This window comes from Butyrivibrio sp. AE3009 (assembly GCF_000420845.1).
Taxonomy (GTDB): Bacteria; Bacillota; Clostridia; order Lachnospirales; family Lachnospiraceae; genus Butyrivibrio.
Window position 1 is genome coordinate 25,918 of the sequence record NZ_ATVS01000032.1, and the last position, 14,605, is coordinate 40,522.

Sequence of the window (14,605 nt, forward strand, 5' to 3'; positions counted from 1 at the left end):
AAAGAATATAAACAAAAGTTTATATTCTTTAGCGTTTATTTCTGCACTTTTATGCGCTCATCGCCTGCAAGATAATTAAGAAGAGCAGCCCTTGCATGCTCCTTGTCAGTGGCTTCAACGCTGACGGTGAACTGATAGGTGTGAATCTTGATACCATCTTCCCTGCTGGCTTCTTCAGCTTCGGCAATGGATCTGTCTCTGGTATCCTCACTGGTCATCTCCATAATATCTTCGATGGCAAACTTTCTGAATCTCTCCTTCTGGGTCTCATCGGTAAGATATTTATCAATAAGACTTAAGGTATTGCCGAGATTCAGATAATCTCCATGAAGAAAAGCCTCTATGTCAAGGACTTCCTCTTCGTTGTCGGACCTTTCCTCATTCCAGGTGAGCTCCTTGGCAAACAGTTCACCGGACTGATCGGCATTATGCTGCTGCCATTCCATGATATACCATTTCCAGATCTGCATCCGTCGTCTGTTAACCTTCTCGTCGCTAAGCTCCGACAGTTTCTGACAGGCATGCCTTACACCTCTGGCCACAAGGGCCTCAGTGGTATTGGTAATATCATAGGTTCTGCTGGAAACAATACTGTTGCGCTCATTATTGATTATCTTAAGCCCCATATTGTTCCCGGACAGCTTCTCCAGCTGGAGAATGTAGTCTCCCTGACGCGCAATGACAACAGACCTTTCAGACAGTAAGGTATCCTTAAACTCTCTGAAGGTCCTAAGTACATCATCATTTTGTATGTACCTGAATTGTCTGCTCATTTAGCCTCTCCTGTAGCTTATTTTTCCTTCTTATCAAGATATCTCGCCTTGAAGTCCCCTATACTGCAGGGGCGGCCGTAGAAGTAGCCCATAACCTCCGAGATGGGATACTGCTTGGCGATCTGGGCCGATTCCTCGTCCTCAATTCCGGTAAAGCAGGTCCTTATTCCCAGTCTGTGGGCAAAACCGGTCATGGTCTCCACCATATATTTGTTGGTGAGATTATCCGTAACTCCCGCCGTAAGAGACGGAGATAAATTGATCACATCTATCGTAAGATGCCTTGTAAGATCCAGTGCGGCAAAATCCGCCACATCAAGTCCTATCTTAAGTCCGCAGGATTTAAGGAACTCCACCTGACTCTTTAAATGCTCCATTCCCAGCTGCCTTGAGCCCTGCGTTAGCTGAAGGCACAGCCCCGTTGCCGGATAGGAGGTCTTCCTTAGTATTTCCAGAAGGGTTGTTCTGAACTCAGATCTCTCCAGCTGCATAAAGGCCAGATTGACGCTGAGGAAAAAGTCTTTGTTGTTCTTTCTTATCTCGATAGCATCAAGAAGAGATTTCTCCAGTATCCAGTTGCCCAGAGTGTAGAAAACCTGATCCTGTTCAAGCCAGGGCACAAACTCCGAAGGAGACACTGCGCCGAAGGGCTCTTTTTTCCAGCGGACAAAGACTTCCATGCCAACGAGTCTTCCATCGTTTGCCGCCATGATCGGCTGATATTCCAGATAGAAACCGTCCATACCGTCCAAAACGCAGTTTCTTATGGTGTTAACAAGCTCTATATTGCTCTTCTTGTTATCCAGCTCATCGTTATGGAAAATAATAAGGTTGCCGTGCCTCTGATTCTTGGAATAATCAAGGGCATACTTGGCGCTGGTGTATATGGAATGCTCATCTATTGAATGATCCGCTGCCAGAATAACACCGCCGCCAAGCTCAGCGCCTATCTTCTTGCCGCTCACCACCAGGGATTCTCTGGTGAAGGTCCTCATTCTTCCATAGAGCTTCTTAATCTCGTCAATTGACAGTATATCAGTTACAAAGGCAAGAACTGTACCCTCTGCCCTGTAGGTTCTGCCCACATCCTTGGTCTCCTGCATAAGTTTGGCAGCTGTGACTCTAAGGATATTGTTACCTGTCATGTATCCGTATTTTCTGTTGATATCCGCAAAATCAATGAAGTTGATCATGAGGATAGCGTAGGTCTTCTTGCGGTTCTTAAGAGCCCTCATATAATTAAGGAGCTCATACTGATTGGGCAAAAGAGTAATGGGATCGTTATTGTCAACGATTCCCTTGTTGATCATCGAGCATGCGTAAAAAACAGGTCTTCCTGCATAGTCCTTGATGACAACTCCTCTGCAGGAGCAGACTACGTATTCCCCGTTTTTGTTCTTGGCTCTGTATTCAAAGGTGGGATCAACCTTTTTACCCGCATAGACAAGGCCGGTATATTCCGTGAATTTGTCCCTGTCATCGGGATGAATCCTGTTCTCCCACACAGATGCCGCATTGTAGATATATTCCCCGGTAAGTCCGAAATAGTCCACTGCATTGGGGGACCATCTGGAAATATTCTTGGTCATGTCATAGACATAGACATAACGGCTTCTTGATGTAACAGCAAAGGTATCAAAAATCCTGTTTATCGTATCGTACGTTCCACCCGCCATACCTTTTGCAAGATCTCCTTTTTCATTCTCCGTCCCGTATATACCAAAGCATACATTAACTGTATTTCAATGCATACATTTATATTATAGCATTAATCACTGTAATCAGAATCCATATTGGCTACAATGTTGTAGTCGGGATACTTCTCTTGTACCTCACTTATGGCAGCTTCAAATACGTCTTTCCTGTCGGGGGCAAAATCCACAACCATGTCGAATCTGATGTTTTTCCTCTCAAAGTCCACGAAGAATCCATGCATCTGCAGTATCTCATCATGAGCGGAAAGGATCTTGGAAACATCGTTTCTTACCTTGGCAATTTTCTCATCCTTGGTATTTACTGAATAAATTCCGATGGATACAAGCATTACATTGTGCTCAGCAAAAACGTCCTCCTGAATACGTCTGGTTATGACATCAATCTTATCTGCAGTAAAGGTGTCGGGAATCTCAATATGTACCGAAGCCATTACACGGTCCGGGCCGTAGTCGCTAAAAATCAGGTCATAAGCTCCAATAACCCCATCCACAGAGAGAATGGTCTTCTTGACAGCTTTGGAAACACTGCTGTCTATCCTCTCTCCAAGGATCTGGCTGAGGGTGTTCCTTAGCATCTCAAGAGCAGTCTTAATCAGGAATAAGGAAATAATTGCACCAAGATATGCTTCCAGTGACACTCCTGTGAAAACAAAGATAATGGCAGCCACCAATGTAGATAAAGAGATGATTGCATCGAATCTGGCATCTGTTCCGGATGCCACTAGGGATTCCGACCTGATCTTTTTGCCGGTGCCGATGAAAAAGGTGCCAAGTCCCAATTTGACAATAACTGCTACCGCAATGATCACCAAAGTGGTCACGCTGTATTCCGGATTCTCATGGGCCAAAATAGCCTTGATCGATTCCACAAGCGAAGTAATACCTGCATATAGTACGATCACAGATATGATCATGGCGCTCAGATACTCGATTCTTCCGTAGCCGTAAGGGTGCTTTCTGTCGGGAGCCTTGCCCGCAAGAGCGGTTCCCACTATAGTTATGACCGATGACAAGGCATCGCTTAAGTTGTTGACCGCATCAAGCACAATGGCTATAGAACCGGATATAAGTCCCACAACCATCTTAAAGCCTGCCAGCAGTATATTCACCACTATACCTATAATACTTGTTCTGATTATTATCTTGCCACGTTCCTTGGCCGAATTCTGTTCTGCCATATCTTTTTCTCCTGTCTTATTATTCTGCAAAAATATACTTATTAATCATAACATGAATTGATACACCAGCGTAAAAAAACAAGGTACTCCCGGTAAAGAGAGTACCTCATTGTATTATGTATAATTATTTAACTACGATATTAACAATTCTGCCGGGAACATAGATCTCTTTGACAATGTTCTTGCCCTCAAGCTTGTCTGCGATAAGTTCCTTACCCTTGGCGATTACTTCATCCTTGGGGTCTTCCTTGCCGATTTCAAGAGTAGCCTTAACCTTGCCGTTGATCTGTACGGCGATCTCTACTGTATCCTCTACGCACTTGGACTCATCATAAACAGGCCATGGCTCATATGCCAGTGTCTTGTCATGACCAAGGAGCTGCCAGATCTCTTCTCCCACGTGAGGGCAGATGCAGGAAAGCATCTTGATGAAGTTCTCTGCATACTCTCTGGGGCAGCTTCCCTCTTTGTATACTGCGTTGACAAAGATCATCATCTGGGCGATGGCTGTGTTGAAGCCAAGAGCCTCGAAATCAGATGTAACCTTCTTTACTGTCTGATGATATACCTTGTCAAGGTTACCGTTGTTGTCCTCTGTAATGTTAGCAGGCTCTGTAAAGAATGTGTATACACGGTTGATGAACTTTCTTGCACCGGTTACAGCTGCTGCATTCCAAGGCTTGGATACCTCAAGAGGTCCCATGAACATCTCATAAAGACGAAGTGTATCAGCACCGTACTCGCGAACGATATCGCTGGGATTAACAACGAACTCAGGGAAACGCTTACCCATCTTGATGCCATTCTCACCAAGAATCATTCCCTGATGTACAAGCTTCTTGAAGGGCTCTTTTACCGGTGAAAGGCCATTGTTGTATAAGAAGCGGTTCCAGATACGTGAGTAAATAAGGTGTCCAACCGCATGCTCGGGACCACCGATATAGAGGTCTACAGGCATCCAGTGCTTCAAAAGCTCCTGATTGGCAAATTCGTTGTCGTTGTCAGGATCGATATATCTCAAATAATACCAGGAAGAACCTGCGGAGCCGGGCATTGTTGAAGTCTCTCTTGTGCCCTTAAGTCCGTTCTTGTCATACTGCTTCCACTCGGTAGCATTCTCAAGAGGAGCCTTGCCGCCGTGTCCCTTGTAATCCTCAAGCTCGGGAAGTACAACGGGAAGCTCTGAATCATCAAGGAATACTATGCTGCCGTCTTCCTTATATACGCAGGGAACGGGCTCGCCCCAGTAACGCTGTCTTGCAAAGATCCACTCACGGAAGTGGTAGTTAACCTTCTCTCTGGCAACTCCCATATCTACAAGTTTCTTGGTGATGGCCTTCTTGGCTTCCTCAACGGTCATTCCGTTAAACTCCTCGGAGTTCTCAAGGATGCAGCCCTTGCCAAGATAATCCTGTTTCTCAAATGCGTGCTTAGAAACGTCAACTGTTCCCTCGGTATTGTTAATAACCTGAATAAGAGGAAGATTATGAACCTCTGCATACTCAAAGTCTCTCTGGTCATGGGTGGGAACTGCCATTACAGCACCTGAACCATAACTTGCAAGTACGAAATCACCGATGAATACAGGAACTTCCTTACCGTTTACAGGGTTGATCGCATATATTCCCTTAAGAGGGCAGCCTGACTTGGTCTTGTTAAGGTCTGTACGGTCAAGGTCATTCTTCTTAAGAGTCTCATCGATATATGCCTGAACCTCTTCCTTGTTCTCAACGCGGTCCATAAGTCCCTTAACAACATCTCCGTCGGGAGCAAGTACCATGAAGGTAATACCGTAAATTGTCTCGATACAGGTTGTGAAGATGGAGAACTCTCCGCCTCCCACAATCTTGAAATCAACCTCTACACCGGTTGACTTGCCGATCCAGTTGCGCTGGATCTCCTTGGTGGACTCAGGCCAGTCGATCTCGTTAAGGCCGTCGAGAAGTTCCTCGGCAAAGGCCTGCTGATCGATAACCCACTGCTTCATCATCTTCTTAACAACAGGGTATCCGCCTCTCTCTGACTTACCGTCGATAACCTCATCGTTGGAAAGAACTGTTCCCAGCTCCTCGCACCAGTTAACAGGCATGTCGATGTGCTTGGCATAACCTGCCTCATATAATTTCTTGAAGATCCACTGTGTCCACTTGTAGAACTTGGGGTCACTTGTGGCGATCATCTTGGACCAGTCATAATCAAAGCCAAGCTCTCTAAGCTGACCTGAGAAGGTCTCTATATTTTTCTCAGTAAATCCTGCAGGATGATTACCTGTTGTAACCGCATACTGCTCCGCAGGAAGGCCAAAAGAGTCATATCCCATCGGATGAAGTACATTATATCCCTGCATGCGCTTCATACGGGACATAATGTCAGTAGCAGTATACCCTTCAGGATGTCCGGCATGTAGTCCTACTCCTGAGGGATAAGGAAACATATCAAGGGCATAATACTTGGGTTTGGAAAAATCCCAAACATCTGTCTTAAAGGTATTGTTGGCTGCCCAATACTCCTGCCACTTCTTTTCAATTGCGTGATGGTTATAAACTTCTGACATACTGTTCATACTCCTCTACTTTTTATAGACTATCATTCCAAATTATACAACATGAGGAAATGTTGTCAAATATGGTTTCTTATTATTATTAGATAACATACTGATCCTGAGGTATGATCCTTGAAAGGAACTGTCTGGTGCGCTCCTCTTTAGGTTTATAGAATATTTCACCAGTAGAGTAGCTTTTTATTGGAAACCCAATACCAAATATAAAGAAGAATAGCCCGGCCGATATTATCGGAGATCATACAGATCCAGGCGGCTTCGATTCCATATCCAAGAACAGATACAAAGAGGAATACTCCACCCACACGAAGGACCCACTGGGTAAAAGCAGATACGAAAAGCGGGGGCTTTGTCTTTCCTATACCGTTAAATACATATTGCATAACGATTGATATTCCAAAGAACGGCTCATTTACAGCAACAATCCGCAGTAGCCTCGGTGCTATTTCAAGAGCTGAAGGATCTTTAGTAAATATCGAAATGATGTCCTCAGCAAAAAGCATCATTATTCCAGTGGCCACCAGCATGATGCAGACTATCATGACACATACCAGATTGGTCTGACGATTTAATTTCTTAATGTCACCTTCTCCTCTGACATTTCCTGAAAGAGCCGCCACAGCACTGGCCATTCCAACTGCAGGAATATAAAATGCAGACTCAGCAGTAAATGCTATGGAATGGGCTGCATAAACCACTGTTCCCAAGGGTACTATCATGGAGGTAAAAATAACCCTTCCAAAGCTTGTGACAACCGAGGTCAGAAAGGCGGGAATTCCTACGGTAACATATTTATTTATGATATCAGTATCAACTGTTTTCTTAAAATCCCTGATATCAACAAGGCTTCCCCTGGCTGAAGTATCTGCAGATCTCTCATTTACCCAGAGCATTAATACTCCGCCAATTGCTACTGCTATAGCTGTTCCTGCCGCTGCTCCGGTAACTCCCATGTCTGCTCGGGGCAAAACAATATCTCTTCCAAGTATCTTTAAATTCAGACTTGGATATATCAAAAACCAGTTAAATATTATATTCAAAACATTCACAAGACCGTTTACCACCAGAGGCGTCTTCATATCCTTGGCAGCTTTTCTGATACTTCCCGCCACCACATTAAAGGAGAAAAACACTCCTGCGGAGGAAGCCACTGCGAAATATATGGAAGCAGGTCTTTGGATTTCCTTGGCTGCCCCCAGAAATACCGGTAGAAAGGGACTTATAGCCAGAGGAATAACAGTGGTAAAGATTCCTATGATAAGAGCGAGTATGTATGCCTGCAGCGTTGCCCTCTTAAGACCTTTTCGCCTGCCTGCACCGATCTCTTTGGCAAAATATGCAAGAACTCCCACGCCAAGAGCATTGACTCCTGCCTTTACAAGGAAGGTCACTTCATTGGTGATGCCAATGGTGGCAGATGCTGCAATCCCCAGCTTTCCGACCATAATAAAGTCAGCATAATTTACCAGCGCCTGAAACGAATATTCAATTATAGCCGGTAATACGAGAGAGATGATATCCTTCATCAGTCTCATATCGCCGGCCATTTTATCAGGCTTACGCCCAGCCTGAGATAAACCAAATTCGGTCATATATCTTTTTTCCTTATTTCTATATGTGATACCCTATAGTACCTGTGGAATGATTCTTGAGAGGAACTGCTTTGTGCGTTCCTCCTTTGTTTTTCTTTGATCCAGACCGCTGTATATGACAGCTTTTTTCCAGAATAAAACCGGAGGTCTTCGGCCCACCCAATGATAGTAAGCCAAAGCCTCCGGTCGTCCGGTCAGCTGTTATTTATTTGTTGTATTTAATATAAACGAAGGAGGGTTGTTGCACAATTACAGGGGCTTTATCTATGGCGATAAAGGTAAGTTATCACACTGCAGAATAGGCTTCCAGCTTTTTTGATATAGGCCTGGCCCATGTCGCTGAGGACGTTTCCTTTGCGAACGATGTAGCCCAGGGTGAGGATATCTTCCTCTTTTATTATGTATGAACGCGAAAAAAGGTGTAACACCCTCGGGCGATCACACCTTTTTTCTATATAGCCACAACACACCATTCAATTCATTTTCTTAAATAAGATCACATCAGATACGTAGAAGCCCATGCTCTGAGTTCCTGCTTGCTTGCTCCCACATTGAGTTTTTTGCCGCCGTCGAAATGAATGCGGGTATAGGTATTCTGAAGATCCTTGATACTTTTCTCAATGTCGGTTCCGCCTGATGTGGCAAACAAAACAACTCTTTTGCCGGAAAAATCATAATTCTCCAGGAAGGTATTGATTATGCGTGGCGCTGTATACCACCAGATAGGAAAGCCCAGAAATACCACATCCGCGCCGTCCACATCCGCAGGCTCTCCCGTGATTTCGGGCCTTGCCTTCACATCGTTCATCTCAATCGAACTTCTGGAGCTGCTGTTCTGCCAATTAAGGTCATCTGCCGAATACTTAACCTTGGGTTCTATCTCATAGGTAGCTGCGCCGATGGCATCAGCGATATCCTTTGCCATAGTAGCGGTTACTCCGCTTACCGAAAAGTAACATACCAATGCTTTCTTACTCATATGATCTCCCTGATTCAGACTCTCAGTTAATACGTGATCGTTATCTTCTGAGGTTTAACGTTTCTGGATTCGCCCTTTCTTCCGCGCCATACGATGCCTTCCGATACGTTTATCATGTCCGCATGGGCGGTCATTGCAGCCATTATCTGTTTTACCGCTGCCTCATAATCCTTGGCATCCATTGGAACAACGTAGTCATGATTCAAATGTTCCGTCGAGATCAGAGCAGATCTGTATCTGGAATCATATTTAATCCCATAAAAGGTACAGATCTCCGTATTAAGTGTTCCATTGCTGTCAGCGCACTGCATGGCAATATACATCACTTCACCTCTTTCTGACGCTATTTTTGGAATTGTTCAATCATATTCAACAATATAATGATAATACTTTTACTATATTGTGACAACTGCAAATGCCCGTTTTAATACTCTTTTAATGCTTTTTTTATTATGTTACACAAAAAAGAAACGCACTGATTAAGTACGTTTCCTTACATTTCACTTATTCGGATATATCAATTCCCCATGGAAGCGATCAAAGCATCGATCTCAGCCTGGCTCAGCATCTTGCCCGGATCCGCTGCTGCCGGCGCAGCTGAAGGTGCTGCCGGGGCGCTGCCTGCTGCACTGGCTGCCGAAAAGCCTCCGCCACCTCCTGCCTGAGGAGATTTACCCATTATACTTGCCAATAGAGCCTGCTGCTCTGCACTAAGTCCGTTAGCATCCATATCATTATCCTCTTTTATAGGAATAAATTCACTCTCATTCTATTTTGATATTTTAATTAGAATGATAAATTACGTCAAATAACGTTTTTATAAACTTTCTAATCTATTATATATATCGGCCTGTTTTGCAAATATCCTTAAGGCAGCATTCAGTGCACTTAGGTCTTCTGGCAACGCACACTGCTCTGCCATGGGTTACGAACCTGTGGCACAGGCTGTTTCCCTCCTCGGGAGGAATGATCTTCCAAAGAGCCTTCTCAACCTTGGCCGGGTCCTTCTCATCGTCCACAAGGCCTATGAGATTACAGAGTCTGATGCAGTGAGTATCGGTTACTATGGCAGGCTTGCCAAATACATCTCCCATTATGAGATTGGCGCTCTTTCTGCCTACTCCGGGAAGTTTCAGAAGCTCTTCCATATTGTCAGGGACATTATCATTGTATTTCTCATGAATCACCTTCATGCAGGCTGAGATATCCCTTGCCTTGGAGTTGCCCAGGCCGCAGGGTCTTATTATCTCTTCTATCTCTGATACCTCTGCCTCTGCCAGCGCCTCCACCGTAGGAAATTTGGCATAGAGCTTGGGAGTTGTCAGATCAACCCTTGCATCGGTGCACTGAGCCGCCAGCCTTACGCTGATAAGCAGCTGCCAGGCCTGGGAGTAGTCCAGAGTGCAGACCGCATCCGGATATTCTTTTTTCAATCTGTCTATAACTTCAAGAGCTAACTTTTTCTTGGTCATATGCGCCTCCTTCTTATAGCATAACAAAAAACAACACCTCCGTATATCAGAAGTGTTGTTTTCATACTGTGTATTATAGCCCCGGATCATTTACCCAGGATCAGTTCCAGCATACCGTATTTCCTAAGAAGAATAACCCCGATAACAAGAAGTCCCTGTCCCAGGATATTGATTCCCTGCGCGATCCAGTTCATATATGCCTGGCTGAAGTCCCTGGTGGAAAGATATCCCATGGCAACCGAGCACAAAAATGATGCGACGAACACAAGGATCAAAAAAGGTTTCTTAAGTCTGATGACAATGACTGACAGCACAATATACATAAGTGCCAGGCCAATAACCATGCAGCTGACAAAGATCATGGTTCCGCTGAACAGGGGCGGCGCCACGCACAGGGCTGATCCTTCACTCTGTCTGTGCACCACCATGGCAATAAGCCCAAGCCCCGCCAAAAGAAAACCGATGGACTGAACCGGGAAAAACAAATGTGAAAGTGGCTGAAAATCGCACACTCCCATAGCATAAAGAAGTTTGTACAAAGCCTTAAGAGATCCGGCAAAAATAATATCTATGGTTCCTGTTGCAAAAAGAGCAAAGGCGCCCTTACTCATCTTGCTGTAGAGGTCTCTCTGGAGCATTATCGCTGCCGTCGCAAACAGAACTACCGGAATGAAATCCACAACGGCCATTGGAACGGAAAATTCCTTCATTTCATGTACCCTCCGATTTCTTACGCTTTTTTATTTAAATGATAAATAGGTAAAAAAGGAATGATGATAGGTGTCTTATCTGCATAATCGTTATACTCTTTGTCATTGCCGTAGCGGGCCATCTGTCTCTTTTCAAGTCTCTGAGCGCCGTTGAACATGATATAAACAATTGAGATATAGGCAATGACTGCCATAAGCCACTGTCCGATTCCGCTATAGGTTGTAAGTCCGCTGATAAATACTCCGGTCCAGAAGATGATCTCTCCCAGGTAGTTGGGGCATCTAACCATCTTGTACAGCCCCTGTGTGGCAACCATCTTGGGGTTGGCTTTCTTCTGCTGGGTCTTCTGCTTATCAGCCATTGATTCAAGAATGAGGCCGCATACTGAGATCACAATTCCGATCACAGGAACAAGATAATCGGAGGATCCGTTGGCATATCTGTAGAACATAGGGCTTACCTGGGCTGTATAGAGAACTGAAACGCAGAGCCAGATTGGAATGCTAACAAAGACAGGGAGCTTCTTAAAGCCCTCGATCTCGGTCTTAGCAGCCTTCTGAAAGCCTGCATTCTTAAACTCCCTGACGAGAAGGAAGCCAGAAAGTCTCGCTCCGTAGATAACAAAAAGAACTGCCTGCAAAACTGCCAGCCACAATACGCTTTCTGTCCAGCCATTCTTAAGTGCAATAATAAGCGATGTGATGCCGCCTCCTGCGATGGCGAAACCATAACCTATGGATAAGAAATAAACATATTTGATAAATCCCACTGCGCAAAGGACCGCGCATACAATGCAGATTATAAGTAAATAGTTCCAAAACATAACAGATATCCTCTTTTCTGTATCAGATTTGTAGAGATCAGGCCTTGAAGCTGTCCTTGATGTACTGCTTGAAGCTCATTTCTCCGTAGGTGGTATCTCCAACCATTTCCTCGGAAAGAGTCCACTTGGAGAACTTAAGAATTGCTTCCTTTCCGTTCTTTTTGAGCTTGTTAACAAATGCAAGGACATCGAAAAGCCATGCGGGAGCACGCTTGATCACAGGGGTCTTGCCTGCTGCCTCAAAGCACATATTGGCGATCTCCTCGTAGGAATAAGTCTCCTTGCCGCCTACGTTGTAGACCTTGTTCTCATCCATCATGCTCTTTACGATGAACTCGCCAAAGTCCTCTGTAGAAATAACATTGGCATGAACAGGCTTATTTCCAAGAAGTGTAACCTGTCCCTTCTCGATCATGGGACGGAACACTTTGATGATATCGTAGAAGTAGCCTGTGGGGCGGTGGATGACATAGGTCATGCCGCTCTTTTTAAGCTCTTCCTCGAATAAATACTTGGCATGAAGCATGGGCACATCGGGAGCCATATCAGCCTTGATTACGGAAATATAGGTAAAATGCTTAACTCCTGCTTTATTGGCCTCATTCAAAAGATTGAGGTTGCCCTGATAATCGATATCATAGTTGGTAACTGTAGGTGATCCCTTGGTAAGACCTACTGTTGTGATAACTACATCTGCTCCGTCGCAGGTTCCCTTCAGGGTCTCCGGGTCAGTTACGTTGACCTTCTTAAAGGTAAAGCCGCTGTCAATTCCGATATCTCTCTGTGCCATATCAAGGGCCACTACTTCATGTCCCTCTTTGATAAGTGATCTGAATACGTCTGCGCCAAGGTTACCATAAGCGCCTGCAAGTACTACTTTCATAACCTATCTCCTTTTATGTACAAAATATTTTTATTTCTTATTCTTTTCCTGAGCGCGTTTGTCGTTGATTATCTTCATATGCTCTTCGGTAACAAGTTCTACGCCGTTCTCTCTTGCCCACTCTACGCATCCCTTAAGAGCTGCCGGAAGGAATACTCTCGGCACTCCGAGAAGACATTTAAGGGCATCATCGGTGAATTTGATCTTGTCATCAGCTCTGTCTGCTGCGTATCTTACGGAAGCAAGTGAAGCTTCTCTAACCTGCAAAAGCTCTGCTCTCATGCGCTTTTTCCTGTGGAACCAGAAGTTCTTGGAATCCCTGTAGCCGTAGTCAACGGGAAGAGGCGGGAAGTCTGAGGCCTTTACGCCGTTAATGATGGCATCGGAATACTTCTTTTTCATAAGGATCTTGTCTATCCTTAAGATGAAATGTGCTCCGAATTTGCTGGTGATTCCGTTGAAATCATGATAGGGGCCTTCGTAGCCTTCAAGGCATCCCGGCTGATCCTTGTCTGCGCCATCAAGCTCTCTCATCCAGGTACACTCAATTACTTCGATGGCATCTGTCATGACCATGGGGCGCTTGTCGGAAGGGTTCTCCTCCTCAATAAGACTCTTTTCCAATCTAAAATTGCACTTGGGCATCTTCTCAGAGGGCTTGTCGCCGGGCCAGGACAGCTTAACAGCTTCCTTGAAGGTCTTGGGGTTGTCATCTATGAAGTTGATGGCACACTTGCCTGTTCTTAAGATATTCTGGGCGGTGTTTGAGGAATTGCGGCAATTAAGGAGCATTGCGTAGTAATCCTTTCCTGCCACATAGTAGGGCTGAATCAGTGAGTAAGGGCCAAGGTTAGTGGTTCCGTCCTCACAGAGGGTGCTGATAACTACAGTAGGCATTGGGAAAAACAGCGATGTCTGATAGAAGTTATCAACGATACGAAGATTTTCAAAGCTGCTCATATACTTCTCCTTTTTTATCATTATTCACGGTCAGCTCTTTAGCTGTTAAGAAGCAGACCGATTGCTTTTAACTGATCCTCAACTGAGGTATTTGACATACTGAAATACAGAATTGATTCCGCTATATATTCCGGAAGGAAAGTATCATCTGCATAGCCTTCCTTCTGCTTCCTGCAGGCAGGCTCCACAAGTCTTGCCAGCATACTGCGAAGCTGTCTGTGCCTCTCGGTAAAGGCCGAAGACAGAGCTGTCTCCGCCTCCTTGTCTTCGAACAAAAATCTATACTTGTCTATGAAATCTCTGAGTGCAGACAGCACTCCCCTGAAGAAATCATCGGTGTTTCCGGGATCAAGTTCGCTCATCCTGATGGTGCATTTATACCAATCATCCAGCATAAACGCTGAGATCATCAGCTCCTTGGATTTGAAGTAGTTGTACACCGTGCCTACGCCGATACCACAGGCAGAAGCTACGCTCCTGATGGTGGTCTTGCCGTAGCCGACTTCCATCAGCTGTTTTTTGGCCTCTTCTACTATCTGTTCCCGTAAATTTTCGATGATTTTTGGCATGATAAAAATTCCTGTCTCGTTTTTATGAACGTGTTCATTTAAATATTAACAATTACCAGAGATTTGTCAACCATGGGATTTGAAGAACTTTTCTTAAAGAAAAAAGTAATATGAAAAATATGTAGTTGTGATACCCGATAGATTCAAATCCGCTGAAAGTCGGTGTGTGGCATACGAAAGCTACATTATTGCACCAGTTAGTATGCTTATTTGACTCCTCACCTTATTAGATGACCTATGATATTCATACTGATACTCCAGATAATGCTGTTTTAGTATGCGTATATAACACATTTCAGCCTTTACCAGCTAGATTTTGTTCCTGAAAGGCATATTAAGATGCGACTTCACAGGTGTTTCATATGATTATCAAAATATTGATACCATAAA

At 44.6% G+C, this 14,605-nt stretch carries 14 protein-coding genes; all 14 read right to left on the bottom strand.

Annotation, left to right across the window (positions count from 1 at the left end; translation table 11 throughout):
* Positions 1–35: 35 nt before the first annotated feature.
* The 14 genes from G588_RS0114140 to G588_RS21725 all read right to left on the bottom strand — a co-directional run bounded on the left by G588_RS0114140 (position 36) and on the right by G588_RS21725 (position 14,215).
* Positions 36–773, bottom strand: a complete 738-nt coding sequence (locus G588_RS0114140; protein ID WP_022779388.1) for a hypothetical protein — start codon at positions 771–773, stop codon at positions 36–38.
* A gap of 17 nt (positions 774–790) precedes the next feature.
* A complete protein-coding gene (locus G588_RS0114145) occupies positions 791–2,449 on the bottom strand; it encodes a sensor domain-containing phosphodiesterase (RefSeq protein WP_022779389.1) in 1,659 nt (552 codons plus the stop codon).
* A 92-nt stretch (positions 2,450–2,541) separates the two neighbouring features.
* Positions 2,542–3,666, bottom strand: coding sequence for a cation diffusion facilitator family transporter (locus G588_RS0114150; protein ID WP_022779390.1), 1,125 nt, complete (start codon positions 3,664–3,666; stop codon positions 2,542–2,544).
* A 124-nt stretch (positions 3,667–3,790) separates the two neighbouring features.
* Positions 3,791–6,220, bottom strand: coding sequence for a leucine--tRNA ligase (leuS, locus tag G588_RS0114155; protein ID WP_022779391.1), 2,430 nt, complete (start codon positions 6,218–6,220; stop codon positions 3,791–3,793).
* 167 nt (positions 6,221–6,387) lie between these two features.
* Positions 6,388–7,818, bottom strand: a complete 1,431-nt coding sequence (locus G588_RS0114160) for an MATE family efflux transporter (RefSeq protein WP_022779392.1) — start codon at positions 7,816–7,818, stop codon at positions 6,388–6,390.
* Positions 7,819–8,314: 496 nt separating this feature from the next.
* Complete coding sequence (locus G588_RS0114165; RefSeq protein ID WP_022779393.1) at positions 8,315–8,797, bottom strand: flavodoxin; 483 nt, start codon at positions 8,795–8,797, stop codon at positions 8,315–8,317.
* Positions 8,798–8,823: 26 nt separating this feature from the next.
* Positions 8,824–9,120 carry a hypothetical protein gene (locus tag G588_RS0114170; RefSeq protein WP_022779394.1) on the bottom strand — a complete coding sequence of 99 codons (297 nt, stop codon included), beginning with the start codon at positions 9,118–9,120 and terminating at the stop codon, positions 8,824–8,826.
* A gap of 194 nt (positions 9,121–9,314) precedes the next feature.
* Positions 9,315–9,527: a hypothetical protein gene (locus G588_RS0114175; protein ID WP_022779395.1), complete on the bottom strand. Its 213-nt coding sequence runs from the start codon at positions 9,525–9,527 to the stop codon at positions 9,315–9,317.
* Positions 9,528–9,633: 106 nt separating this feature from the next.
* A complete protein-coding gene (locus G588_RS0114180; RefSeq protein ID WP_022779396.1) occupies positions 9,634–10,269 on the bottom strand; it encodes an endonuclease III domain-containing protein in 636 nt (211 codons plus the stop codon).
* Between the two features lie 86 nt (positions 10,270–10,355).
* Positions 10,356–10,979 (bottom strand): hypothetical protein, encoded by a 624-nt coding sequence (locus G588_RS0114185; RefSeq protein ID WP_022779397.1) that lies wholly within the window; start codon positions 10,977–10,979, stop codon positions 10,356–10,358.
* Positions 10,980–10,999: 20 nt separating this feature from the next.
* Positions 11,000–11,803 (bottom strand): DUF1295 domain-containing protein, encoded by an 804-nt coding sequence (locus G588_RS0114190; RefSeq protein WP_022779398.1) that lies wholly within the window; start codon positions 11,801–11,803, stop codon positions 11,000–11,002.
* A 37-nt stretch (positions 11,804–11,840) separates the two neighbouring features.
* Positions 11,841–12,686 (bottom strand): SDR family oxidoreductase, encoded by an 846-nt coding sequence (locus G588_RS0114195; RefSeq protein WP_022779399.1) that lies wholly within the window; start codon positions 12,684–12,686, stop codon positions 11,841–11,843.
* Between the two features lie 30 nt (positions 12,687–12,716).
* The gene (locus G588_RS0114200; RefSeq protein ID WP_022779400.1) at positions 12,717–13,646 is read right to left on the bottom strand and encodes a hypothetical protein; all 930 of its coding nucleotides are present in this window, start codon (positions 13,644–13,646) and stop codon (positions 12,717–12,719) included.
* A gap of 38 nt (positions 13,647–13,684) precedes the next feature.
* Positions 13,685–14,215 carry a TetR/AcrR family transcriptional regulator gene (locus G588_RS21725; RefSeq protein ID WP_022779401.1) on the bottom strand — a complete coding sequence of 177 codons (531 nt, stop codon included), beginning with the start codon at positions 14,213–14,215 and terminating at the stop codon, positions 13,685–13,687.
* Positions 14,216–14,605: the final 390 nt, after the last annotated feature.

Coding starts and splice junctions, on each gene's coding strand:
- leuS (WP_022779391.1), bottom strand. CDS start 6,220: ATGTCAGAAGTTTATAACCATCACGCAATTGAAAAGAAGTGGCAGGAG.
- G588_RS0114140 (WP_022779388.1), bottom strand. CDS start 773: ATGAGCAGACAATTCAGGTACATACAAAATGATGATGTACTTAGGACC.
- G588_RS0114190 (WP_022779398.1), bottom strand. CDS start 11,803: ATGTTTTGGAACTATTTACTTATAATCTGCATTGTATGCGCGGTCCTT.
- G588_RS0114200 (WP_022779400.1), bottom strand. CDS start 13,646: ATGAGCAGCTTTGAAAATCTTCGTATCGTTGATAACTTCTATCAGACA.
- G588_RS0114160 (WP_022779392.1), bottom strand. CDS start 7,818: ATGACCGAATTTGGTTTATCTCAGGCTGGGCGTAAGCCTGATAAAATG.
- G588_RS0114185 (WP_022779397.1), bottom strand. CDS start 10,979: ATGAAGGAATTTTCCGTTCCAATGGCCGTTGTGGATTTCATTCCGGTA.
- G588_RS0114180 (WP_022779396.1), bottom strand. CDS start 10,269: ATGACCAAGAAAAAGTTAGCTCTTGAAGTTATAGACAGATTGAAAAAA.
- G588_RS21725 (WP_022779401.1), bottom strand. CDS start 14,215: ATGCCAAAAATCATCGAAAATTTACGGGAACAGATAGTAGAAGAGGCC.
- G588_RS0114150 (WP_022779390.1), bottom strand. CDS start 3,666: ATGGCAGAACAGAATTCGGCCAAGGAACGTGGCAAGATAATAATCAGA.
- G588_RS0114195 (WP_022779399.1), bottom strand. CDS start 12,686: ATGAAAGTAGTACTTGCAGGCGCTTATGGTAACCTTGGCGCAGACGTA.
- G588_RS0114145 (WP_022779389.1), bottom strand. CDS start 2,449: ATGGCGGGTGGAACGTACGATACGATAAACAGGATTTTTGATACCTTT.
- G588_RS0114170 (WP_022779394.1), bottom strand. CDS start 9,120: ATGTATATTGCCATGCAGTGCGCTGACAGCAATGGAACACTTAATACG.
- G588_RS0114175 (WP_022779395.1), bottom strand. CDS start 9,527: ATGGATGCTAACGGACTTAGTGCAGAGCAGCAGGCTCTATTGGCAAGT.
- G588_RS0114165 (WP_022779393.1), bottom strand. CDS start 8,797: ATGAGTAAGAAAGCATTGGTATGTTACTTTTCGGTAAGCGGAGTAACC.